General features: G+C 61.8%; 22 protein-coding genes, 1 other RNA gene and 2 riboswitches. Of the genes, 11 read left to right on the forward strand and 12 right to left on the reverse strand.

Annotated features, from left to right (window positions below):
• Positions 1-33: 33 nt before the first annotated feature.
• A riboswitch (cobalamin riboswitch) is annotated at positions 34-247 on the forward strand.
• Positions 248-403: 156 nt separating this feature from the next.
• From M3P88_RS12450 to M3P88_RS12480, 7 genes are read left to right on the forward strand one after another with little or no spacing between them, the layout of a single operon-like run.
• On the forward strand, positions 404-1,414 hold the full coding sequence (locus M3P88_RS12450; protein ID WP_249616335.1) for a FecCD family ABC transporter permease: 1,011 nt from the start codon (positions 404-406) through the stop codon (positions 1,412-1,414).
• Positions 1,408-2,178, forward strand: a complete 771-nt coding sequence (locus M3P88_RS12455; protein ID WP_249616336.1) for an ABC transporter ATP-binding protein — start codon at positions 1,408-1,410, stop codon at positions 2,176-2,178. The genes M3P88_RS12450 and M3P88_RS12455 overlap by 7 nt, the downstream gene beginning before the upstream one ends.
• Positions 2,175-2,789 (forward strand): cob(I)yrinic acid a,c-diamide adenosyltransferase, encoded by a 615-nt coding sequence (gene cobO / locus M3P88_RS12460; protein ID WP_249616337.1) that lies wholly within the window; start codon positions 2,175-2,177, stop codon positions 2,787-2,789. Before M3P88_RS12455 ends, cobO begins: the two co-directional genes overlap by 4 nt.
• On the forward strand, positions 2,783-3,739 hold the full coding sequence (gene cbiB / locus M3P88_RS12465) for an adenosylcobinamide-phosphate synthase CbiB (RefSeq protein ID WP_249616338.1): 957 nt from the start codon (positions 2,783-2,785) through the stop codon (positions 3,737-3,739). The genes cobO and cbiB overlap by 7 nt, the downstream gene beginning before the upstream one ends.
• Positions 3,736-4,728, forward strand: coding sequence for a threonine-phosphate decarboxylase CobD (cobD, locus tag M3P88_RS12470; protein WP_249616339.1), 993 nt, complete (start codon positions 3,736-3,738; stop codon positions 4,726-4,728). The genes cbiB and cobD overlap by 4 nt, the downstream gene beginning before the upstream one ends.
• Positions 4,725-5,597 carry a cobalamin-binding protein gene (locus tag M3P88_RS12475; RefSeq protein ID WP_249616340.1) on the forward strand — a complete coding sequence of 291 codons (873 nt, stop codon included), beginning with the start codon at positions 4,725-4,727 and terminating at the stop codon, positions 5,595-5,597. The genes cobD and M3P88_RS12475 overlap by 4 nt, the downstream gene beginning before the upstream one ends.
• Positions 5,594-7,042, forward strand: a complete 1,449-nt coding sequence (locus M3P88_RS12480) for a cobyric acid synthase (RefSeq protein WP_249616341.1) — start codon at positions 5,594-5,596, stop codon at positions 7,040-7,042. The genes M3P88_RS12475 and M3P88_RS12480 overlap by 4 nt, the downstream gene beginning before the upstream one ends.
• 13 nt (positions 7,043-7,055) lie before the next feature.
• Here M3P88_RS12480 and M3P88_RS12485 read toward each other — a convergent pair whose 3' ends face one another.
• Positions 7,056-8,639 carry a methyl-accepting chemotaxis protein gene (locus M3P88_RS12485; RefSeq protein WP_283773199.1) on the reverse strand — a complete coding sequence of 528 codons (1,584 nt, stop codon included), beginning with the start codon at positions 8,637-8,639 and terminating at the stop codon, positions 7,056-7,058.
• Positions 8,640-8,973: 334 nt separating this feature from the next.
• Here M3P88_RS12485 and M3P88_RS12490 point away from each other — a divergent pair, with 334 nt between their 5' ends.
• A complete protein-coding gene (locus tag M3P88_RS12490) occupies positions 8,974-10,602 on the forward strand; it encodes a methyl-accepting chemotaxis protein (RefSeq protein WP_249616343.1) in 1,629 nt (542 codons plus the stop codon).
• A gap of 92 nt (positions 10,603-10,694) precedes the next feature.
• Here M3P88_RS12490 and M3P88_RS12495 read toward each other — a convergent pair whose 3' ends face one another.
• The 10 genes from M3P88_RS12495 to M3P88_RS12540 all read right to left on the reverse strand — a co-directional run bounded on the left by M3P88_RS12495 (position 10,695) and on the right by M3P88_RS12540 (position 16,696).
• Positions 10,695-11,075, reverse strand: a complete 381-nt coding sequence (locus tag M3P88_RS12495) for a hypothetical protein (protein WP_249616344.1) — start codon at positions 11,073-11,075, stop codon at positions 10,695-10,697.
• A 10-nt stretch (positions 11,076-11,085) separates the two neighbouring features.
• Entirely contained in the window at positions 11,086-11,892 is an 807-nt protein-coding gene (locus tag M3P88_RS12500; RefSeq protein WP_249616345.1) for a sulfite exporter TauE/SafE family protein, read from the reverse strand.
• On the reverse strand, positions 11,892-12,356 hold the full coding sequence (locus M3P88_RS12505) for an EVE domain-containing protein (protein ID WP_249616346.1): 465 nt from the start codon (positions 12,354-12,356) through the stop codon (positions 11,892-11,894). Before M3P88_RS12505 ends, M3P88_RS12500 begins: the two co-directional genes overlap by 1 nt.
• A 78-nt stretch (positions 12,357-12,434) precedes the next feature.
• Positions 12,435-12,887, reverse strand: coding sequence for an anti-virulence regulator CigR family protein (locus M3P88_RS12510; protein WP_249616347.1), 453 nt, complete (start codon positions 12,885-12,887; stop codon positions 12,435-12,437).
• 40 nt (positions 12,888-12,927) lie between these two features.
• A complete protein-coding gene (locus tag M3P88_RS12515; RefSeq protein WP_249616348.1) occupies positions 12,928-13,539 on the reverse strand; it encodes a 5-formyltetrahydrofolate cyclo-ligase in 612 nt (203 codons plus the stop codon).
• A 10-nt stretch (positions 13,540-13,549) separates the two neighbouring features.
• Positions 13,550-13,736: non-coding RNA, 6S RNA (ssrS, locus tag M3P88_RS12520), on the reverse strand.
• A 25-nt stretch (positions 13,737-13,761) separates the two neighbouring features.
• Positions 13,762-14,067, reverse strand: coding sequence for a cell division protein ZapA (locus M3P88_RS12525; RefSeq protein ID WP_124734841.1), 306 nt, complete (start codon positions 14,065-14,067; stop codon positions 13,762-13,764).
• The gene (locus tag M3P88_RS12530; protein WP_235930066.1) at positions 14,060-14,302 is read right to left on the reverse strand and encodes a hypothetical protein; all 243 of its coding nucleotides are present in this window, start codon (positions 14,300-14,302) and stop codon (positions 14,060-14,062) included. The genes M3P88_RS12525 and M3P88_RS12530 overlap by 8 nt, the downstream gene beginning before the upstream one ends.
• Before the next feature lie 24 nt (positions 14,303-14,326).
• The gene (cobU, locus tag M3P88_RS12535; protein WP_249616349.1) at positions 14,327-14,854 is read right to left on the reverse strand and encodes a bifunctional adenosylcobinamide kinase/adenosylcobinamide-phosphate guanylyltransferase; all 528 of its coding nucleotides are present in this window, start codon (positions 14,852-14,854) and stop codon (positions 14,327-14,329) included.
• Positions 14,855-14,857: 3 nt separating this feature from the next.
• Positions 14,858-16,696 carry a TonB-dependent receptor domain-containing protein gene (locus M3P88_RS12540; protein ID WP_249616350.1) on the reverse strand — a complete coding sequence of 613 codons (1,839 nt, stop codon included), beginning with the start codon at positions 16,694-16,696 and terminating at the stop codon, positions 14,858-14,860.
• Between the two features lie 124 nt (positions 16,697-16,820).
• Positions 16,821-17,008: riboswitch (cobalamin riboswitch) on the reverse strand.
• Between the two features lie 81 nt (positions 17,009-17,089).
• Here M3P88_RS12540 and cobT point away from each other — a divergent pair.
• Genes cobT through cobS form a run of 3 tightly spaced genes read left to right on the forward strand, consistent with a single transcriptional unit; the run spans position 17,090 to position 19,439 of the window.
• Positions 17,090-18,127: a nicotinate-nucleotide--dimethylbenzimidazole phosphoribosyltransferase gene (gene cobT / locus M3P88_RS12545; protein ID WP_249616351.1), complete on the forward strand. Its 1,038-nt coding sequence runs from the start codon at positions 17,090-17,092 to the stop codon at positions 18,125-18,127.
• Entirely contained in the window at positions 18,124-18,726 is a 603-nt protein-coding gene (locus M3P88_RS12550; protein ID WP_249616352.1) for a histidine phosphatase family protein, read from the forward strand. Before cobT ends, M3P88_RS12550 begins: the two co-directional genes overlap by 4 nt.
• Positions 18,714-19,439 (forward strand): adenosylcobinamide-GDP ribazoletransferase, encoded by a 726-nt coding sequence (cobS, locus tag M3P88_RS12555; RefSeq protein ID WP_249616353.1) that lies wholly within the window; start codon positions 18,714-18,716, stop codon positions 19,437-19,439. Before M3P88_RS12550 ends, cobS begins: the two co-directional genes overlap by 13 nt.
• 46 nt (positions 19,440-19,485) lie before the next feature.
• Here the strand turns inward: cobS and speB are convergent, their stop codons facing one another.
• The gene (gene speB / locus M3P88_RS12560; protein ID WP_249616354.1) at positions 19,486-20,451 is read right to left on the reverse strand and encodes an agmatinase; all 966 of its coding nucleotides are present in this window, start codon (positions 20,449-20,451) and stop codon (positions 19,486-19,488) included.
• Positions 20,452-20,592: the final 141 nt, after the last annotated feature.

Genomic DNA, 20,592 nt, shown 5'->3' on the forward strand with positions numbered 1-20,592 from the left:
ACAAGCTGCTACGATCCGGCCATCCGCATGCTAAAATCGCGGCTCTTTGCTGGCGCTCTCCCGCGTGAGAGCCCATCGGGAAACAGCAGGGAATACCTCCCTAGCTGTGCTGCCCCCGCAACGGTAGGCATCCGGCCAAGGCTTTGCGCCTTGGCACGCCACATCAAAACCCACGGTGAACGATTCACGGGAAGGGGATGTGGCGCGGATGAGAGCCCGGACACCGAACCAGCAAAACGGCCGCATGCGGCTACGCAAGGGGAAGTGCTGCGGTGGGCGGCCTGTCTTCAGCCTCGATACCTTATGTATTGCCGTGCTTCCCTGAATCTTTACACCGGTGCGTTTTAACGCTCTGGCCCGGGAAGCACGGCATGACTTCTTTTTTCCGCGTGAACAGCCAGCCATGCCGCTGACTGCCCGCCGCGCCCATCTTGTTTTGCTGCTACTGGCTGCGCTATCGCTGGCCAGCTTGCTTGCGTCCGCCACCACAGGCTCGGTCGCGCTAAACGGCAGCGAATTATGGCAAGGGCTATCGGCCCTGATCAGCGGCCAGAACAGCACGCTGGCCGCCACCTTGCTTGAATTGCGCCTGCAGCGCGCGCTGGTGGCCTGGGTGACCGGCGCTTCGCTAGCGCTGGCCGGGGTGATGATGCAGGCACTGCTGCGCAATCCGCTGGCCGACCCTTATGTCCTGGGCGTGTCCGGCGGCGCCTCTGCCGGCGCACTGCTGGCCATGCTATTGGGTGCAAGCATCTGGCTCGTCGATATGTCGGCCGTCGCCGGTGCCGTCGCCATCAGCCTGCTCTTGCTGCTGCTGGCGCGCGACGAGTTGCGTAGCGGCGGCGGCTCGCCCCTGCTCTTGCTCACCGGGGTGATTCTGGCGTCCGGCTGCGGCGCGCTGGTGACGCTGATGCTGTCCATCGCACCGGACAGCAGCTTGCGCGGCATGGTGTTCTGGCTGATCGGCGACTTGTCCGGCAGCGAATTGCGCCTCTTGCCCTGGCTGGTACTGGCCATTGCGCTGGCCTTCAGCCTTCAAGCCGCGCGCGGCATGAATCTTCTGGCCTTGCATGGCGAAATGGCCTCGACCTTCGGCATCCGCGTCAGCCGGCTGCGCTATGGCCTGTTCGGCTTCGCTGCCCTGCTCACCGCCAGCGCCGTCACCGGTGCCGGCAGCATCGGTTTTCTCGGCCTGATCGTGCCGCATGCCTGCCGTTTCGCGCTGGGCCCCGACCACCGCCTGCTCTTGCCGGCGGCCGCCATCAGCGGCGGCCTGCTGCTGGTGCTGGCCGATACCCTGTCGCGCACCCTGATTGCGCCCCAGCAGTTGCCGGTCGGCGTGATTACCGCCCTGATCGGCGTGCCGGCCTTTTTGCTGCAGCTGCGCCAGGTACGCAGGAGCGGCACATGCTGACGACCCGCGCGCTCGCCCTGCAAATCGGCCCGCTATGCCTGCTCAAACAACTGGACTGGCAGGTCGATGCCGGCCAAAGCTGGGTCATTATCGGGCGCAATGGCGCCGGTAAAAGCACCTTGCTGCGCACGCTGGCGGCACTGCAAAGCCCGGCTGGCGGCGAAATCCTGCTGCAAGGACGCCGCCTTACCGACTGGCCCGCCAGCGAACGTGCCCGCGCACTGTCCTATCTGCCACAGGGGCGCAACGATGCCTTCGGCTACCGTGTGTTGGATGCGGTACTGGCAGCGCGCCATCCGCACCAGCATGCTTACTGGGAGTCGGCCAGCGACCTCGAAGCGGCACGCGATGCCTTGTCTGCGCTGGATATCGGCCACCTGGCCACACGCGACATCCGTACCCTGTCCGGCGGCGAGCGCCAGCGCGCGGCCATTGCCACCTTGCTGGCACAAGACACGCCGCTGATGCTGCTGGACGAGCCGGCCAGCGCGCTGGATCTGGCACACCAGATCAGCCTGATGGAGCTGGTTGTGCGCCTGACGCGCGAACAGGGCAAGGCGCTGATTATGGTCAGCCACGAACTCAACCTGACCTTGCAGCATGCCAGCCACGCGCTGCTGTTGTTTGAAAACGGCCACTGGCAGGCCGGCCCGGTCAGCGCCTTACAGGCCGATGATCTTGGCCGCTGTCTGGGCTACCCGTTGCAGGCTATCGTGCATGATGGCCATACCCTCTATCTCCCGCAAACCAGGCTGACACCATGACCCAGCAACAAGACGACATTAATCAGCGCCACCAGACACGCATGCAGCGCAAAAAAGCCATCATCGACCAGCATATCGCGGCCGCCGACGGCAAAAAGGGGCTGCTTATCGTCAACACCGGCAACGGCAAGGGCAAGAGCTCCAGCGCCTTCGGCATGGTGATGCGGGCGCTGGGCCATGAAATGCAGGTTGGCGTGGTGCAGTTTATCAAGGGCGCCATGTCCACCGGCGAAGAGCGCTTCCTGCGCCGTTTTCCCGATGAAGTCCGTTTTCACGCCATGGGCGAGGGCTATACCTGGGAGACACAGGACCGCGAGCGCGATATCGCCAAAGCCACGGCGGCATGGGCATTGGTGCGCGACTTTCTGGCCGACCCGGCCATCGGCCTGGTGGTGCTGGACGAGCTGAACATCGCGCTCAAATACGGCTATCTGCCGCTGGAAACGGTGCTGGCCGATCTGGCTAAACGCCCGCCCATGCAGCATGTGATCATTACCGGGCGCGGCGCGCCACAAGCGCTGATCGATGCGGCCGACACCGTCACCGAGATGCAGGCCATCAAACATGCCTATCAGGCAGGCATAGGCGCGCAGGCGGCCATCGAATGGTAACGAGCGTACCGCTGCTGGTGTTGGCTGCCCTGATGGGACTGGGCCTGCTGCTCGACCTGCTGCTGGGCGAGCCGCGCCGCTTTCACCCGCTGGCCGGCTTTGGCAGGCTGGCGGCGGCGCTGGAGCGCAGGCTGAATCAGGGCCGCGCATGCCGCGCCCGCGGTCTGCTGGCCTGGGCGTTGGCGGTGCTGCCGCTGCTGCTGCTCGGCGTCTGGCTGCTCGCACTGGCCCATGCCCGTTGGGGTGCATGGGCATGGCTGGGTCACGCGCTGCTGCTCTACGGCGCACTGGGCCTGCGCAGCCTGCGCGACCATAGCGCGCCGATTGCACGGGCACTTTATGGCGGCGATCTGGCCGGCGCGCGGCGCATGACGTCCTATATCGTCAGCCGCGACACGCAAGAAGCCAGCGAAAGCGATCTGGCCAAGGCGGGGGTCGAGTCGCTGCTGGAAAACGGCAGCGATGCGGTATTCGGCACCCTGTTCTGGTTTGCCATTGCCGGCGGCCCCGGCGCCTTGCTGTTCCGGCTGGCCAATACGCTGGACGCCATGTGGGGCTACCGCACGCCGCGCTTTGCCGCCTTCGGCTGGGCGGCGGCGCGCATGGACGATGTACTGGGCTTTATCCCGGCGCGTCTCACCGCGCTGACTTATGCCCTGCTTGGTCATACCCGCTGCGCCTTGCGCTGCTGGAAAACCCAGGCACCGGGTTGGCCCAGCCCCAATGCCGGGCCGGTGATGGCGGCCGGTGCCGGTGCGCTGGGCCTGACGCTGGGCGGCAAGGCTCGCTATGACGGCGAAGACGAAATGCGCCCGCCGCTGGGCGAGGGACGCCATGCCCGCGCCACCGATCTGGCCCGCGCCTGGGCGCTGGTCGCCAAGGGCAGCGTGCTCTGGCTGCTCGTCTTCAGCCTGATCGCCGCGCTGGCTACACCGGAGCTATGGCCATGAGCCGTCTGACACATGGCGGCAACCTCAACGCGGCGAAAGCCCGTTTCGGCGGCGCTAACTGGCTGGATCTGTCGGCAGGTTTATCGCCTTACGCCTATCCCGTTCCATCCTTGCCGGCCGATGCCTGGCAGCGCCTGCCAGAAGACGATCCGGCGCTGATTCAGGCGGCCTGCGCCTACTACGGCGCACCGCAGATGCTGGCCGTGGCCGGCACCCAGGCGGCCATTCAGGCCTTGCCGCGCCTGCGCGCGCCCTGTCGCGTCAGCATCGCCTCGCCCACTTATGCCGAACATGCGGCCAACTGGCGCGCAGCCGGCCATACGGTGCAGGAAGTGGCCTGGGATGCGCTAGACACCCATCTTGCAGCAAGTGATGTGCTGATTGTGTGCAATCCCAACAACCCGACCGGCGAACACATCGCACCGGCGCGGCTATTGGGCTGGGCAGAATGCCTGGCCGCGCGCGGCGGCTGGCTGATCGTGGATGAAGCCTTTGCCGATATGGTGCCCAGCTTGTCTGTCGCCGCTCACAGCGGCCAGCACGGGCTGATCGTGCTGCGCTCGGTCGGCAAATTCTTCGGCCTCGCCGGCCTGCGTCTGGGTTTTGTTGCCGCAGAAAGCGGCGTGCTGGACAGGCTGGCCACCCTGATCGGCCCGTGGTCGGTCAGCGGGCCGGCACAAACCATAGGCTGCGCGGCACTGCAAGACCGCGGCTGGCAGGCCGCGATGCGCACACAACTGCAACAGGACGGATTGCGCCTGCAGCAGTTGCTGGCCGCTTACGGTATTCAAAGCCAGGGCACGGCGCTATTTCGCTGGTGGCCAACGCCCAACGCCGAAGCCTGGCACACCCATATGGCACGCCAGCAAATCTGGGTACGGCTGTTTCCCCAGACCGCCCGCGGCATTCGTCTGGGCCTGCCGCCACACGAAGACGCCTGGCAGCGGCTGACGCGTGCACTGGCGAGCTATTGCAAGGACACACCATGAAAATCCTGCTGTTACTTGCCGGGCTGCTCGCCCTGCCCGCCCATGCCGCCGTCAGCGCGATAGACGATGCCGGCCATAGCGTGACCCTCGCGCGCCCGGCACAACGGGTGATCAGCCTGGCGCCACACGCAACTGAGCTGATCTATGCCGCCGGTGGCGGCGCGCGCATGGTGGGGGCGGTCTCGTATAGCGACTACCCGCCGGCGGCGCTCAAGCTGCCGCGCATCGGCGACAACCGCCAGCTCGATCTGGAGCGCATCATCGCGCTCAAGCCCGATCTGCTGGTGGTGTGGCTGCACGGCAATGCCGAGCGCCAGCTGGCCCAGCTGAAAAAACTCGGCATACCGCTGTTTTACAGCGAACCGAAAAAACTGGCCGATATTCCGGGCTCGCTGACGCGGCTGGGGCATCTGCTGGGCAGCGAAGCGGCCGCCAGCACCGCCGCCACGCGCTACCAGCAGCGGCTGGATGCGCTAGGCCGGCGCTATGGCAAGCAAAAACCGGTTAAGGTGTTCTATCAGGTGTGGCACAAGCCGCTGTATACGCTGAACAACAGCCATATCGCCAGCGACGCCATCCGCCTGTGCGGCGGCATCAATGTCTTTGGCCAGTTGCCGCTGACCGCGCCGACGGTGAATGTAGAGGCGGTACTGGCCGCCAACCCGGATGTGATCGTCGCCGGCAGCGACGACAGGCGCAGCACCGAGCTGGAGATGTGGAAGCGCTACCCCACGCTGAACGCGGCCCGCCACCAGCAGCTCTATACGCTGGACAGCTCGCTGCTATCGCGCTCCGGCCCGCGCATTCTGGATGGTGCCACTTTGCTATGTGAAAAACTGGATCAGGCGCGCCAAGCGAAACAACCATGACCTTCCCCTACCATACCCTGATGGTGCAAGGCTGCACCTCGGATGCCGGCAAAAGCACCGTCGTGGCCGCCCTGTGCCGCCTGCTGGCGCGCGACGGCGTGCGCGTGGTGCCGTTCAAGCCGCAAAATATGGCACTCAATAGCGCCGTCACCACGGACGGTGGTGAAATCGGCCGCGCCCAAGCGCTGCAAGCCATCGCCGCCGGCATCCCCGCCCATAGCGATATGAACCCGGTACTGCTCAAACCCTCCAGCCATACCGGTGCGCAAATCATCATTCACGGCAAGGTGCGCGCCGATATGCATGCCCGCGATTACCACCACTACAAACCGCGCGCGATGGCTGCGGTGCTGGCGTCTTACCAGCGCCTGCGCGCACAGTATCAGGTGGTGTTGGTCGAAGGCGCCGGCAGCCCGGCCGAAGTCAATTTGCGCGCACGCGACATTGCCAATATGGGCTTTGCCGAAGCAGTGGATTGCCCGGTGATTCTGGTGGCCGACATCGACAAGGGCGGTGTGTTCGCCCACCTGATCGGCACCTTGGCCTGTTTGTCGGACAGCGAGCGCGCGCGCATTATCGGCTTCGTCATCAACCGCTTTCGCGGCGACGCGAGCATGCTAAGCGACGGTCTTGACTGGCTGGAGCGGCAGACCGGCAAGCCGGTGCTGGCGGTATTGCCCTATCTGCAAGGGCTGACGCTGGACGCCGAAGATGCGGTAGACACCGCGCAGCAGCACGGCCACTTCCGCGTAGTGGTTCCGCAGCTGCCCAGCATCAGCAACCATACCGACTTTGATGCGCTGCGCGCCCACCCGGATATCGACCTTATATTTGCCCGCCAGGGCGAGGCCCTGCCCGGCGCCGATCTGATCATTCTGCCCGGCAGCAAGAACACCCGTGCCGACCTTGCGCGGCTGCGGGAAAATGGCTGGGATGCGGCCATCGAGCGCCATCTGCGTTATGGCGGCAAGGTGATCGGCATTTGCGGCGGCTACCAGATGCTGGGCCGGCATATCCATGATCCGGACGGGCAAGAGGGGCCAGCCGGCAGCAGCGCGGGCTTGGGTCTGCTGGAGATGGAAACGCGGCTAACCGGCGACAAGCGACTGGAAAACGTCAGCGGCCATTGTGCTTTTGCCGATGCGCCCGTCAGCGGCTACGAAATCCATATGGGCCGCTCCAGCGGTCCTGCGCTGGCGCATCCGGCTTTTATCGTACAGGGAGAAGCTGAAGGCGCGATCTCGGAGGATGGCCAGGTGCTGGGCAGCTATCTGCACGGCCTGTTCGACCACCCGGCCGCCGGCCATGCACTTCTGACCTGGGCCGGGTTAAATCACGCGCAAGGCGTCGATCTCAACGCCTTGCGCGAAGATAGCATCAACCGCATTGCCGATGCCAGCTGGCCGCTGTATCAGGCCCTGCAGGCACAGCCCGGAAACGGCTGACACCCGGACAAAGTCAGAGACTACGCTCGAAGTGCCCGACCAGAACATGCAGCGCCTGTGCATCCCCATCCAGCGCACTCACCAGCGCACCGGTCTTGTTCAGGCTATGGGCATTACTCTCTGACGAAGCGCTGATCCCTTCCATACTGCGCGCCACCTCATTCGAAGCCTGCCCTTGCTGGTCAAGCATGACTGCCACATCACGCGCGGCTGCCGAGACGACCTCGGCCGAGCTGCGGATCTGTTCGAACACGCTGCGGCTATCGCGAATCAGGAGGCTGCTCTCGTTCACACCAATGGTTGCTTCCTGTACTGCGGACAAGGCGGCTCCTGTTCGATGGATAATGCGGTCTATCGTGGTCCCGATTTCCAGCGTACTCTGTGCCGTTCTCTCGGCCAGCTTGCGCACTTCATCGGCCACGACGGCAAAACCACGCCCGGCCTCACCGGCGCGTGCCGCCTCAATCGCCGCATTCAGTGCCAGTAAATTGGTCTGATCGGCAATTTCCTTGATCGTCTGGGTAATCAAGCCGACGGCGGCGACATCGTCGTCCAGCTGATTCATCAGTCCCCGGGTGGTCTGCATTTTCGGCTCTAGGGCTTCCGTCACGGCCATCGTCGTCAGCATCGCCTGCTGGCCACGCTCAACCAGCGCCTTGGTCTCCTCGGCATGACCGGCACTGCGACCCGTAGCCTCATGGATCTCGCGCACCGATGCCGACAACTGCTCAAGCGCAGCCGCAACAGAAGAAATCCCATCCGACTGGCGCATCTCCCGCTCAACGACCTCTTCGACCCCCTGATTCGCCTCGGTTGAGCGCACCCGCATGCGCTCAGCACCAGAAACAACATCGGCAATGATCGCCCGCAAGCCCACCTGCATCGACTTCATTTCAATCAACAACGCAGAAAACTCTCCACTGGTCCGCGTATCGATATCAAAACGGAAGTTGCCCTCACCCAACTGCTGCAATGCATGGCGTAGCGTAAACACGGGCGCGCTAATGCCAGCCCAGCACCATGCGCCAAGGCCGGTCGCAAGCCCCAAGCCCAGCAGCCCGGCAAGCCAGAGCTCAGCCCCCGCCTGACTTGCCCCCAGTGCCGCCAGTGTTGGCAACACTGCCAACAGCCCGCCCCGCAACCGCAATGATGCTTGCGTCCGGTAGCGGGTGACGGGAAAAGCGGCCTGTTTGCTTTTGACCGCGGCGTAAAGCTGCTCAGCCTGACGAACTTCATTCAACTGCGGCAGATTGCGCACCGAACGATAACCTACCTTCTGCCCTGCTTCGAACAAGGGCGTCACATAGGCCTCAACCCAGTAGAAGTCCCCGTTTTTGCAGCGGTTTTTCACAATACCGCGCCATGGCAGATCTGCCTGCAGGGTCTGCCACATATCGGCAAATGCCTCTGGCGGCATATCTGGGTGGCGAACCATATTGTGCGACTGGCCGATCAACTCTTCCTGAGTAAATCCGCTAATTTCAATAAAGGCAGGGTTCACATAGCTGATCCGCCCCTTCAAATCCGTCTTGGAGACAATAGGAAATCTTGGGTTGAGCTTATGTTCGACGTCAGAGACAGGAAGATTAAGCTTCATGACTAACCATGGAATGCATTTAAAAGTCGCATACTAAGCACATAAAAGCATACAAACAACCATGATATAAGCATGGCATTGCATGTAAACGACACTTCACTGCCATGCAATGCGCAGATGAAGAGAATGCCAATTCATAAGCAGTGTGTTCATTCAACTGATGTGAACCCTACAAGCAGCGGTACAGAGAGAAAGCGGTATGCCCCATCTTCTTGATAATTATGATTTTTAAAATAGCTATTTTTATATAGATATGAGTTTATTGATTTAGATCTGTCGGCATGACAAACAGCCATGATATGTTCAGGACATAACATGTAAATGGACATCCCTCATGCCGCAAGTCACCTCCTTAAAAATCAGATTGCTGGTGATGATTGCCAGCATTGTGCTGCTGGTCTGTGCGCTTGGCGCCATGCTGCTGTTCAGCCAGTACCGACAGATGATGGATGACCGCGGCGTGATGATTCGCGGCCAGGTAGAGAATGCCATCAGTCTGGTAGACAGCTATGAGCAGCGGGCCAGCCGTGGTGAGCTGAATCAAGAACAAGCCCAGCAATTGGCCAAGCAGGCTCTGACGGCCCTGCGCTTTGACGGCAAGGAGTATTTCTTCGTCGGCGACAAGTCCCTGCACTGGATTGCGCACGGCGTAAATCCAAAGCTCATCGGCAAGGACATGCACGGCGTCATGACGGCTGACGGTCAGGATCTGGGGCGTTTGTTTGATAGCGTACTGGCCAAAGGGGGCGGGCTGGCCGAGTTCTATTGGGACAAGCCCGGCAGTGACGAGCCGCAAGCCAAGCTCAGTTATGTGCAGGCCAGCCCGGACTGGGGCTGGATGATAGGTACAGGCCTGTATCTGGATGATATTCATATCACCCTGCAACAAAAGCTGCTGCAAATGGCCGGCATCATCTTGCTCATTGCCGCGATTGTTTCGCTGCTGGGCTGGCGTTTACTCAAGGGGGTCATGGCACAACTTGGCGCGGACCCGGCAATCGCTGCCAATATCGTGCACCAGATTGCCGAAGGCCGGCTGGATGTCAACGTCACCCTCGCTCCGGGAGACACGCACAGCCTGATGGCCAGCATTGCCCATATGCAAAAGCAACTGCAGCAGACGGTAGGCGAAGTCATCACCAGTGCCCGTGAGCTGGGGACATTAAGCACCGAAGTCGCGGGTGGAGCCGATCAGGTTGCCGACAATTCGAGCCGGCAAAGCGAGGGGGCGACCGCCATGGCCGCTTCGGTCGAAGAGATGACAGTCAGCATCAGCCATATTTCGGACAGTGCACAGGACGCCCAGCAAATATCGACCCGCTCCAATCAGCTATCCGGTCAGGGCGGCGAAGTACTGGGGCAAGCCATTGCCGAAATGACGCATATCGGCAGCATGGTCGATCAGGCTGCCGGCAGCATCACCGAACTGGTCGGCAAGACGCAGAATATCGCCAACATCATGCAGGTGATCAAGGATATTGCCGACCAGACCAATCTGCTGGCACTGAATGCGGCCATCGAGGCCGCACGCGCCGGTGAGGCCGGGCGTGGTTTTGCCGTCGTGGCCGACGAGGTGCGCAAACTGTCCGAGCGCACCGCGCAGGCGACCCAGGAAATTGCCGGCATGATAGACGAGATCCGGCACAGCTCGAATACCTCGCAAGGCAGTATGAATGAAGCGGTCGAGCGGGTGAAACTGGGGCGTGAACTGGCGGAAGAGGGAGGCAAAGCCATCGGCCTGATCCGTGACAGCTCGGCCCAAGTGGTGGCTGCCGTCGAGGATATTTCGCATGCACTACGCGAACAGGGCATGGCCAGCCAGGAAATTGCCAATCATGTAGAACAGATCGCCCAAATGGCCGGCACCAATGCCGAGACGACCCAGTCTGCCGTCAAGCAAGTCCAGCGCATGCATACGCTGGCCGAACAGTTGCGCAGCAGCGTGGCCTATTTCCGCGTATAAGCGCTCTGGACAAGCATAAAAGCCGCCTCGAACCGGAGGCGGCTTTTATTTGGCGAGGCCCCGCTGACAAGTCGGTGCGCCGCCCCATCCATTTACTGACAAGGCCGCACGCCCCAACCTTCGCGGCCGCGATAGCAGGCAAAATCTTCCCGCACGCTGTCTATGCGCCAGCGCCCGTCGCTGGCGCGATTCACATCAAAACGCCAGCGGTTGCCGCGCACGCTGTCGTCCAGCAACCCCTCGCGCACCACGCTGATGCGGGCATGATCGAAGGCTTCGGGCCGGCTGTGCTGCTCGATTTTCAGCGTCGCATACTCGAAGCGTCCTTCCTGCCCCAGACGGTGACCGAGAAAATCGGTCACCACCTGTAGCGGCAACTGCCCAGCCTGGCCGGTATAGGGCAGACGGCCTTCATCGGTATAAGCCCAAGCCGGCAATGAGCAGGCCAGCAATAGAAGCAGCGCGTTTTTCATCCTCATCCTTTCAGTGCAGCAAGGTCCACAGCATCTGGGTCGCCATCACCGCCATCAACAGCGCGAACGCCTTTTTCAGTTTGGCCACCGGCAGGCGATGGGCGGCACGCGCGCCGACCGGCGCCAGCAAGACCGTCATCACCATCAGCGTCAGCATGGCCGGCAGATAAATAAATCCGAGCGAGCCCCATGGCAAGCCGGTCTGGCCCCAACCGCTAGCCAGATAACCGATAGCGCCGGACACGGCAATCGGCCAGCCCAGTGCGGCGCTGGTGCCTATCGCCGTATGCACCGGCACATTGCACCAGCTCATAAACGGTACGCTCATCGAGCCGCCGCCTATGCCGACCCAGCTTGAAATCACGCCGATCACGCCCCCTGCCCCCCATTGACCGGCCACACCCGGCAGCGCGCGGCTGGCCGGCGGCTTGGCGCCGAGATACATCTGCAGCCCGATTACATAGGCGTAAATCACGAAAAACCAGCGCAGCTCGCGCCCCGGTATCCAGCCGGCAATCAGGCTGCCGGCCAGCGTGCCCAACACCATGGCCGGCGCCATGCGCCTGACGATAGCCCAGTCCACCGCGCCCCTTTGCTGATGGGCGCGCACGCTGGAAATACTGGTAAACACCATCACCGCCAACGACGTGCCTACCGCCAGATGCTGCACATGCGCGCCGCCCAGATGCGCGGCCGACAGCACGCCCACCACCACCGGCACGATGACCAGCCCCCCCCCCACGCCCAACAGGCCGGCCAGAAAACCGGCAATGGCACCGAAACCCAGCAAAACGGCAAACAGCGATAAAGACAGCATCAGCCCAGGTGCTCCATGATAATGGCCCACTGCTGCGGGCTGACGGGGGTAATGGACAGACGATTGCCGCGTTTGAGCACCACCATCTCCTCAAGACCAGGGATGGCGCGCAAGGCGGCAGGACTCAGTAACGGTGTTTTGGCGACAAAACGCACATCCACACAACACCAGCGCGGCGCATCGGCGCTGGATTTGGGATCGAAATAGGGCGATTCAGGATCAAACTGCGTGGCGTCGGGATGAGCCGACGAAACCACTTCGGCCACACCGGCAATGCCCGGTGCCGGGCAACTCGAATGCCAGAACAGTACCTGATCGCCGATCTGCATCGCGTCGCGCATCATATTCCGCGCCTGATAATTGCGTACCCCGCTCCACGCGAATACGCGCTGCGGTTCGCGCGCCAGATCATCAATCGACGTGTCATCCGGCTCCGACTTCATCAACCAGTAACGTTCCTGCACACAGCACTCCATAAAAAAAGCCGGCAATATGCCGGCATTGTGCGGGTGATGAACCATTCAGGCAATCAGGGTTGACGGTCAGAACACATCCCGCAGGATATCAGCCACGATGGCGCTGCCGATCGCCAGCAGCACCAGATCGCGCCCGGCTACCGTCCACTCGTAACCGGGATAGTGCGGCAGGCTTTCGAGCAGGGGCAGCGGCACCCCCCGCTTCGCGATACCCGGCGGCAGTGGTTTGCCGCGCGCCAGATTCTTGCGTATGCCCGGCGGCAAGGCCGCATAACTGCCAAGATCGATATGGCGTTCGCGGATAATGGACTGCACCACGGCGGCGGTAATGCCGGCACGCACCAGCGCGCGCGTGCTGTCGCCATCGTAGCCCGATTCATGCTTGGGCTTGCCGTGCATGGACGAATGCGGATGCTTGTCCGGCTTGCCCTTGCCTTCGGGCGGGGCGGCCAGTGCCGGCATGGCGCTCAAAGCGCTCATCAGCAGCGTGCACAGCACGCCATGAAAATAACGAGTCATCAACAAATTCCTCCCACCATGGTCAAGACAAGATAAGACTTTAACACCAGCGCCGCCAGCCCTGTGCCGTCATACGGTACAAGCCGGACTCGGTCACCAGCGCATCCAGCCTCACATCCCATGCTTCGCGCGGCACGCAAGCCACGCGCTGGCAGTCGTAAGCCACACCGACCAGCAAGGGACGCGCCGCAGGGCGCAAGCGGCGAAACGCCAGCGTCGCATCATAAAAACCGCCACCCTGGCCGATGCGAAAACCCGCCTCATCGATGCCCAGCAGGGGAATAAACAGAATATCCAGCTGCTCGGCACGGCACTCGGGCCCGGCATATTCGGTGATGTGATAACGCGGATGCTGCACCCAGCGGTCGGACGCACCGACACGGGAAAACCACAAACGGCGCGCGCGCAGCGGAATGCGCGGCAAAAACAGCGCGGCGCCGCGAAATAGCGCGGCACTCATCAAGGGTTCGAGATCGAGTTCGGAGCCGGCGGCAAGATAGCCGCCGATGCGCTTGCCGCGCCCGAGCAGACGCGAGGCATGGCGCAAAACGGCAAGCGCCGCGCGCCCGCGTTCGGCGCGCGACACGGCCATGCGCCGGCGGCGCAATTCACGCCGGAGCAATTGTTTATTGTGGACAACGGGGAGATTCATCTTGGAAGAGGAACCCCCCGCGAGTGGCGATCCGGCAAAATCCGCTTGAACCCTGAACAAAGGGGGTCACGGGTCTTGTGTTTCGGGCGCTTCCGGCAAGCCGGAGCGACACACCCACACATGTTAAAAACCTGCAACCAAAGCGAACACATTGGTTCAAGGAAATTTGTGAGCCTTCTCGCACACCGCAGGGGGATTTAAACCTTGCAGTGACCGGCCTGACTAGCTGGGCCGGCTCTGATCAAGCGCCGTATCGGCCGCTTCAATCATGGAACGTATTTTACGTTGGAATTGCGCGATCTCCAAGCCCTCACCGACTTTTATCTTCAAAAGATCATGCGCGATATTCAGTGCCGCCATAATGGCGATCTTGTCGGTATCCATAATGCGACCGGCACCCTGAATCGCATCAATCTTGCCGCTAAGCAGACGCACCGCTTCTTGCAGCGTTTCCTGCTCCTCCGGCGGCGTCGCAATCGCGAACTGGCGGCCCAGCAGGTTAACGTCGACGTGAACCAGATTACTCATCGTCAGCTTCTCCCGGCAAGCGTGCGATCAAGGCTTCGACCCGCAAGCGCGTCTCTTCGACGCAGAACTTGAGTTCGGCATTTTCTTTCAGCACTTCGGCCAGCACGCTGGCCATGCGCTCATTCTGGCCATCCAGCTCGTGGATGCGTGCAATCAGCGCGGCAACCCGGCCTTCCAGCGATTCGAATTCGGTTTCCATGACGGCGAGAATAGCCAAGCCCGGCAAGGCCGTCAAACACTGCCCTTGCACAGGCCTACCTTATGGCGTTTTCAGCACCAGCGGCAAGCCGCAGGCTACCAGCGTCACCCGCTCGCATACCGCCGCCACATCCTGATTCAGCCGCCCCAACTCGTCGACAAAACGCCGTGTCATCGCATCAGCCGCCACCACGCCCCAGCCGGTCTCGTTCGACACCAGCAATACCGTGCCGGGCAAGGCCGGCAAGGCGGCCAGCAAAGCCGCCTTCTCCGCGGCAAAAGCCGGTTCATCCAGCAGGCCATCGTCGCCGAAAAAGCGCATCAACCACATGCCGAGGCAGTCGACCAACAGCAGGGCGTCTGCTGACGCACCCGCTTGCAACACCGCTGCCAAATCGCGCCCGCTCTCAAGCAAGGCCCAAGCGGGCGGGCGGCGCGCCTGATGGTGCGCCACCCTTTGGCCAAACTCGCCATCACGCACCTGAGCCGTGGCGATATACGTCACCGGCCCCACATGCGCATGCGCCAGCGCTTCGGCAAAACGGCTCTTGCCGGAACGGGCACCGCCCGAGATCAGATGCGTGGTCATGGCTTATTTCGGCTGGTAGCGCACGCCGACAAACCAGGTACGGCCGCCGGTGTTGTAGCCGTAAGCATTCTCGTACTCACGGTTAGTCACGTTCTCGATACGGGCGGTTGCCGTCCAGTCACGCGCGAGCTTAACGTCTGCATACAGGTTTACCTTGGCATAACCAGGCAATTCCGCATCGAAGTCAGGGCGGCTAGCGGTGACATGATATTCGGCACCACCAATCCAGTTACCCCAGTCATAAGCTGCATTCAGCTGGGCAAAAGCATGCGCACGGCGTATCAACTGCTTGCCTGTATTGCGATCTTCCGGATCCTGCCATGTGGCTGAACCGGACAGGGTCAGTGCCCCCATACTGGACTCGCCGGCTAACGTTACCCCCTCGATACGGGCATCGCGATTGACGGCGCCCATATTATTGCCCCCACCCTGATAGATGATCAGGTTATCAATAGTGTTCTGAAACCAAGTCAACTCAGCGCGGCTGCGGGCAGAGCTCCAGCGCAGGCCTGCCTCATAATTGGTAGCCTCTTCCGGCTCCAAATTAGGGTTAGGTTTGTAAGACCCGTACAAATTATTGAAAGTCGGAGCTTTAAAGGCCGTTCCATAACCTGCACGTGCCAGCCAGCCATCGGCAAAACGGTAGCCATAAGAAGCCTGACCTGTCGTTTTCCCTCCAAACTGGGAGTCATCATCGTGACGTAAACTGGCTTGCAACAAATGGGGGCCAAAGTCGCCGGTATAGCCGGCAAAGGCGGCCTTATTCGTGCGGCGCGTTACCGTGAAACCATTAGGCATGTATGTGGAAACACCATCTACATTCTGCTCGGTATGCACCAACCCCAATTGCAGGGAGCCCAGCTTGGTCATCACGTCGTTTTGCCACAGCCATTCATCCTGTGTGGTTTCAAACAAACTAGCGCGTACATCCATCAGCCCATCATCAAAGCCTTCCTGCTTATCCTGCGTACGGGCAAAACGCAAAGTGCTGTTCCAGTTATCGTTCAGCTTATTTTGCAGTTCTATGCTCTGGCCCGACAGCTTCCCCCGAATCTCATCCTGATTGACTTCGCTGACATCGTATTCGACATTGCTGAACGTCTGGAATGCGCGTGCGGTCAAGACATGCCCGGGAGCCAGAGTTTGCGCCAAATAAGCTGAATAGGCATTTTCACGATAAGCATCTCGATCCGGATTATGCTTACCCCACTCTGAATCAGAGTGGGCATTCTGTGCGGAGAAGCCACGCGTGGACTGATGGCTCAGGTTCACACCAAAAGCCGTGTCACCCACCGAGCCATTCATGCCTAGACCCGCGATGGTGGTACCACGTTCGCCAAACCCCAAATTTGCATTGAACTTCGGTGCGCCCTCGCCCTTGCGGGTAAAGATCTGGATCACACCGCCAATGGCATCGGCACCGTAAAGACTGGATGCCGGCCCGCGCAAGATTTCAACACGGTCAATCAACTCCAGTGGAATCTGCTGCAAGGCGGTCGTACCAGCAGAGGCCGATACAATACGCATGCCATCCACCAAAATCAGCGTGTGATTAGAATTGGCACCACGCATAAAGACTGAAGAGCTCGTACCCATTCCGCCATTACTTACAACCTCTACCCCCGGCTGGCGCGCCAACAGTTCGGTCAGCTGGGTCGCACCAGTTTCTTCGATCTCTTCTCGCGTAATTACGGAAACATCGGACAGCACTTTAGACACCGGCGTAGCAGTGCGGGTGGCGGTGACCACCACTTCTTCGGTTTGGACAGGCGACTCGGCGGCAAAAACGGCCGGGGACAACGCAAGCGCAACGAGCGCGGCGATGGATTTCTGGTGAAACATGAACGGCACCCCTCAAAATAAAAATCGAGAAGGAGTGCAGGAAGAAATGCGCACATGGCGCGCACCTTAAAAACGACAATGGTCGTTATCGCCTCCCCGCGATACTCCAGCTAAGGACGCCAGTTCCAGCGGCGTCCGTGCAGGCTGGTCTCCGGGCTGGGCCAAACCAGCTTCGCGCCTTCCCGCCGAATATCGACAGTGGCTGTTGCGAAGCCTGCGTATCATCCACCATGAATGATACGAAACCTTACCGTTGCGGGGGCAGCGCCGGATTTACACCGGCTTCCCATAACCTGCGGCGCGCAGTATATCTGGGTAAGCCGATTCCTTCCACGCCATTTGCGTCTTGCCTTATATTCCCTGACCATATAGCCCCCATACGAAAAGCCCATCATGCCGACCTCGCTCCCCATCCCCGACCATGTCGCCCTGCTCGCCGCCCAATCCCGCCAGAACCGGCTGACCAAACCCACCGGCAGCCTGGGCATGCTGGAAGACATTGCCTGCCGTTTTGCAGCCTGGCAGCAACGTGAAATCCCGCAGCTGCCACATGCGGCCATCACCGTGTTTGCCGCCGATCATGGCGTCACGGCCGAAGGCGTGTCAGCTTACCCGTCAGCCGTCACCGCCGAGATGGTGAAAAATTTTGCCGCCGGTGGCGCTGCCATCTGCGTACTGGCGCGCCAGCATCAGGCGCGGCTGGAAGTTGTCGATGTCGGCGTAGCCAGCACCTTGCCGCCCTTGGGTGAGCAGGTGGTGAACGCCAAGGTGATGGCCGGCACGCACAATCTGGCGCGACAAGCCGCCATGAGCCGCGGGCAGGTGCAAGACGCGCTAGAGGCCGGTCGTGCCGCCGCGCGCCGCGCCGTAGCGGCGGGAGCCACGCTGCTGATTGCCGGCGATATGGGCATAGGAAACACCACCGCCTCTGCTGCGCTGATCTGCCGGTTTTGCGCGTTGCCGGCTGCAACCGTGGTCGGGCGCGGCACCGGTGTGGACGATGCCGGCGTTCAACTCAAGACGCGCGTTGTCGAGGCGGCACTGGCGCGCCTGACACCGCAGGCCGAGGCGCAGGCGGTACTGGCCGAAGTGGGCGGACTGGAAATCGCAGCCATGGCCGGCTTCTATCTGGAGGGCGCACGTTTGGGCGTACCCAGCCTGGTCGACGGTTTTATCGCTGCGGCGGCGGCGCTGGTCGCACAGGCACTGGAGCCCGACAGCATCCTGTGGCTGATGGCCAGCCACCGCTCGCAGGAAACTGGCCATCTGGCTGCGCTGGAGCATCTTGGCCTGATCCCACTGGTCGATTTCCGCCTGCGTCTGGGCGAAGGATCAGGCGCGGCTTTGGTGTTGCCGCTGATTGCCTCCGCCATTTTGCTGCACGGTGAGATGGCGACCTTTGACAGCGCCGGCGTGTCGGATAAGGCATGAGTGCCTATACGCTCACGCTGCTGCGCCACGGCGAGATCGATCACGCCGGCCGCCTGATCGGCCGCACCGATCTCGCGCTCACGGCTCAAGGCTGGCAGCAGCTGCACGCAAGCTGGGCCAGCTTAAGCCGCAGCGCACCAGTTACCGCACTGGCCAGTTCGCCCCTGCAGCGCTGCCACGGTTTTGCGCTGGAATCGGCCAGCGCCTGCGCCTTGCCGCTTTATGTTGCGCCCGGCTTTGCCGAACTGGATTTCGGCGACTGGGATGGCCAGCCCTCGGCTCGGCTAGAGGCGCAGCTGCCGGGCTGGGGCCTGCGCCTGGCCGCCGGCGAGCTCTGTCCGCCCGGCGGCGAAGACTACGCCGGCTTTCGCCTGCGCATTTTGGCGGCGCTGGCGCAGTGGAATACACAAGCCACAGGCAATCACCGCGTACTGATCACCCATGGCGGCGTGATTACCCTGCTCCTGGCCGAATTGCTGGGCCTGCCGTTTAGCGCCGCACGGCTGATCTCGGTACCACGCGGCGGTTTCGCCCAGCTCTCCCTGCTCGCAGGCCATCCGGCCTATCTCACCCGCCTGGAGTCACCATGCGTAGCCTGATTCTGGCGGTGCAGTTTCTGACCCGCCTGCCCACCCCCCAACTCAAGCACTTCGATCCGGCATGGCTGGCCGATGCCGCGCGCTGGTTTGCCGTGGTCGGCCTGCTGGTCGGCGCGCTGATTGCCTTACCGCTGTTTGCGCTAGGCCAGATCGAGCCCTGGCTGGCGGCACTGGCTGCACTATTGCTATGGGTATGGGTGACCGGCGGCCTGCATCTGGACGGACTGGCCGATCTGGCTGATGCGCTGGGGGCGGCACACAGCTCGCCGCAGCGCTTTATGGAAGTGATGAAAGACCCGCATGTCGGCAGCTTCGGCGTCATCGTGCTGGTCTGCCAGCTTGCCGCCAAACTGGTGCTGCTGATGCTGGTCGCCAGAGCCGGCTTATGGGCCGCCCTGCTGCTGGTGCCGGCCTGGGCGCGGCTGTTTGCCGTGGCCTGGTCGGCCACCCTGCCGCCCTTGGCCGCCGGCAGTGGCGAGCGCTTTGCCTGGCGCAGCCACTGGCCTTCGTTTTTTCTGGCGGCGGCGGCGCTGGCCGGCCTGTCGGCATGGCTCTCCCCCGCTTTGCTGGCGGCACCGCTGGCGGGCCTGCTCTGGTGGGCGTATCTGAAAAATAAGCTGGGCGGAATGAGCGGTGATTGTCTGGGGGCGGGGATAGAGGTGAGCGAGACGCTGCTGCTCGTGCTACTGATCGGCGCCACACTGATCAGTTAAAAAACTAAGGGCATCCATAACGGATGCCCTTTTACTTAGCGATCAATTACAGCTTGCCGGCCACCTTGCGCTGGCGCAGCACGCATAACAGATCGCACGCAATATGTGCAGCAGCCAGGGCGGTGATTTCGCTCTGGTCAAACGGCGGCGATACTTCCACCACATCCATCCCCACCAGATTCACGCTCTCCAGACCGCGCACGATCTGCAGCGCCTGCGCGCTGGTCAGCCCGCCCGGCACCGGCGTACCGGTACCCGGTGCAAAGGCTGGATCGAGACAGTCGATATCAAAGGTCAGATAAGTCGGGTTGTCACCCACGATGGCCTGAATGCGGCGCAGCGTTTCGGCAGCGCCAATCTCGTGCACCGTCGGCGCATCGATACGCGGGATGCCCATAAAGTCGTCATTCCAGGTACGCAAGCCGACCTGAACCGAGGTGTTCGGATCAATCAGCCCGTCTTTTACCGCCTTGTAGAACATGGTGCCGTGATTGAGGCTGTCCGGACTATCGTCGGCCCAGGTGTCGCAATGGGCATCGAAATGGATCAGGCTCAGGGGCTTGCCATACTTTTCGGCGTGCGCGATCAACAGCGGATAAGTAATGAAATGGTCGCCGCCAAAAGTCAGCATCTTGGCGCCAGAAGCGAGGATGGTGCGCGCGTGCGCAATAATCGCGTCCTTGATGGTCAGCGGGTTATGCGCGTCAAACCAGCAGTCGCCATAATCGATCACGGCCAGATCTTCAAACGGATCAAAACCCCAGGGAAAGGGCTTGAGTTCCGCCAGTTGCACGCTGGCGGCACGCACCGCCGCCGGCCCCAAACGCGCGCCGGGGCGGAAGGTGACCGCCAGGTCCAGCGGTACGCCGGAAACCACCACATCGGCACCGGCAAGCTCGCGCGTGTAGTTGCGGCGCATAAAGGACAGCACGCCGGCGTAAGTGTTTTCTATGGAAGAGCCGAACAGGCCGGTGCGGCGGATGGCGCCGTCACCATAAATCATCTGCGACATGGTATTACCCCATGTAAATCACGCCGGGCAGTCACCGGCTACCGTCCATCTTGTACAGCCGACGGTTTAAGGCTGCCGTGCCCCATCGGCACGCACTGTAGTGTGCCCTCGACATCCGTGCTAGGCAAGAAACACTATGTG

Source organism: Craterilacuibacter sp. RT1T (genome assembly GCF_023502145.1).
Classification (GTDB): domain Bacteria; phylum Pseudomonadota; class Gammaproteobacteria; order Burkholderiales; family Chromobacteriaceae; genus Craterilacuibacter.

Excerpts from the sequence above, each read along its gene's own strand:
- M3P88_RS12450 (WP_249616335.1), top strand. The coding sequence starts at position 404 with ATGCCGCTGACTGCCCGCCGCGCCCATCTTGTTTTGCTGCTACTGGCT.
- M3P88_RS12455 (WP_249616336.1), top strand. The coding sequence starts at position 1,408 with ATGCTGACGACCCGCGCGCTCGCCCTGCAAATCGGCCCGCTATGCCTG.
- cobO (WP_249616337.1), top strand. The coding sequence starts at position 2,175 with ATGACCCAGCAACAAGACGACATTAATCAGCGCCACCAGACACGCATG.
- cbiB (WP_249616338.1), top strand. The coding sequence starts at position 2,783 with ATGGTAACGAGCGTACCGCTGCTGGTGTTGGCTGCCCTGATGGGACTG.
- cobD (WP_249616339.1), top strand. The coding sequence starts at position 3,736 with ATGAGCCGTCTGACACATGGCGGCAACCTCAACGCGGCGAAAGCCCGT.
- M3P88_RS12475 (WP_249616340.1), top strand. The coding sequence starts at position 4,725 with ATGAAAATCCTGCTGTTACTTGCCGGGCTGCTCGCCCTGCCCGCCCAT.
- M3P88_RS12480 (WP_249616341.1), top strand. The coding sequence starts at position 5,594 with ATGACCTTCCCCTACCATACCCTGATGGTGCAAGGCTGCACCTCGGAT.
- M3P88_RS12485 (WP_283773199.1), bottom strand. The coding sequence starts at position 8,639 with ATGAAGCTTAATCTTCCTGTCTCTGACGTCGAACATAAGCTCAACCCA.
- M3P88_RS12490 (WP_249616343.1), top strand. The coding sequence starts at position 8,974 with ATGCCGCAAGTCACCTCCTTAAAAATCAGATTGCTGGTGATGATTGCC.
- M3P88_RS12495 (WP_249616344.1), bottom strand. The coding sequence starts at position 11,075 with ATGAAAAACGCGCTGCTTCTATTGCTGGCCTGCTCATTGCCGGCTTGG.
- M3P88_RS12500 (WP_249616345.1), bottom strand. The coding sequence starts at position 11,892 with ATGCTGTCTTTATCGCTGTTTGCCGTTTTGCTGGGTTTCGGTGCCATT.
- M3P88_RS12510 (WP_249616347.1), bottom strand. The coding sequence starts at position 12,887 with ATGACTCGTTATTTTCATGGCGTGCTGTGCACGCTGCTGATGAGCGCT.
- M3P88_RS12515 (WP_249616348.1), bottom strand. The coding sequence starts at position 13,539 with ATGAATCTCCCCGTTGTCCACAATAAACAATTGCTCCGGCGTGAATTG.
- M3P88_RS12525 (WP_124734841.1), bottom strand. The coding sequence starts at position 14,067 with ATGAGTAATCTGGTTCACGTCGACGTTAACCTGCTGGGCCGCCAGTTC.
- cobU (WP_249616349.1), bottom strand. The coding sequence starts at position 14,854 with ATGACCACGCATCTGATCTCGGGCGGTGCCCGTTCCGGCAAGAGCCGT.
- M3P88_RS12540 (WP_249616350.1), bottom strand. The coding sequence starts at position 16,696 with ATGTTTCACCAGAAATCCATCGCCGCGCTCGTTGCGCTTGCGTTGTCC.
- cobT (WP_249616351.1), top strand. The coding sequence starts at position 17,090 with ATGCCGACCTCGCTCCCCATCCCCGACCATGTCGCCCTGCTCGCCGCC.
- M3P88_RS12550 (WP_249616352.1), top strand. The coding sequence starts at position 18,124 with ATGAGTGCCTATACGCTCACGCTGCTGCGCCACGGCGAGATCGATCAC.
- cobS (WP_249616353.1), top strand. The coding sequence starts at position 18,714 with ATGCGTAGCCTGATTCTGGCGGTGCAGTTTCTGACCCGCCTGCCCACC.
- speB (WP_249616354.1), bottom strand. The coding sequence starts at position 20,451 with ATGTCGCAGATGATTTATGGTGACGGCGCCATCCGCCGCACCGGCCTG.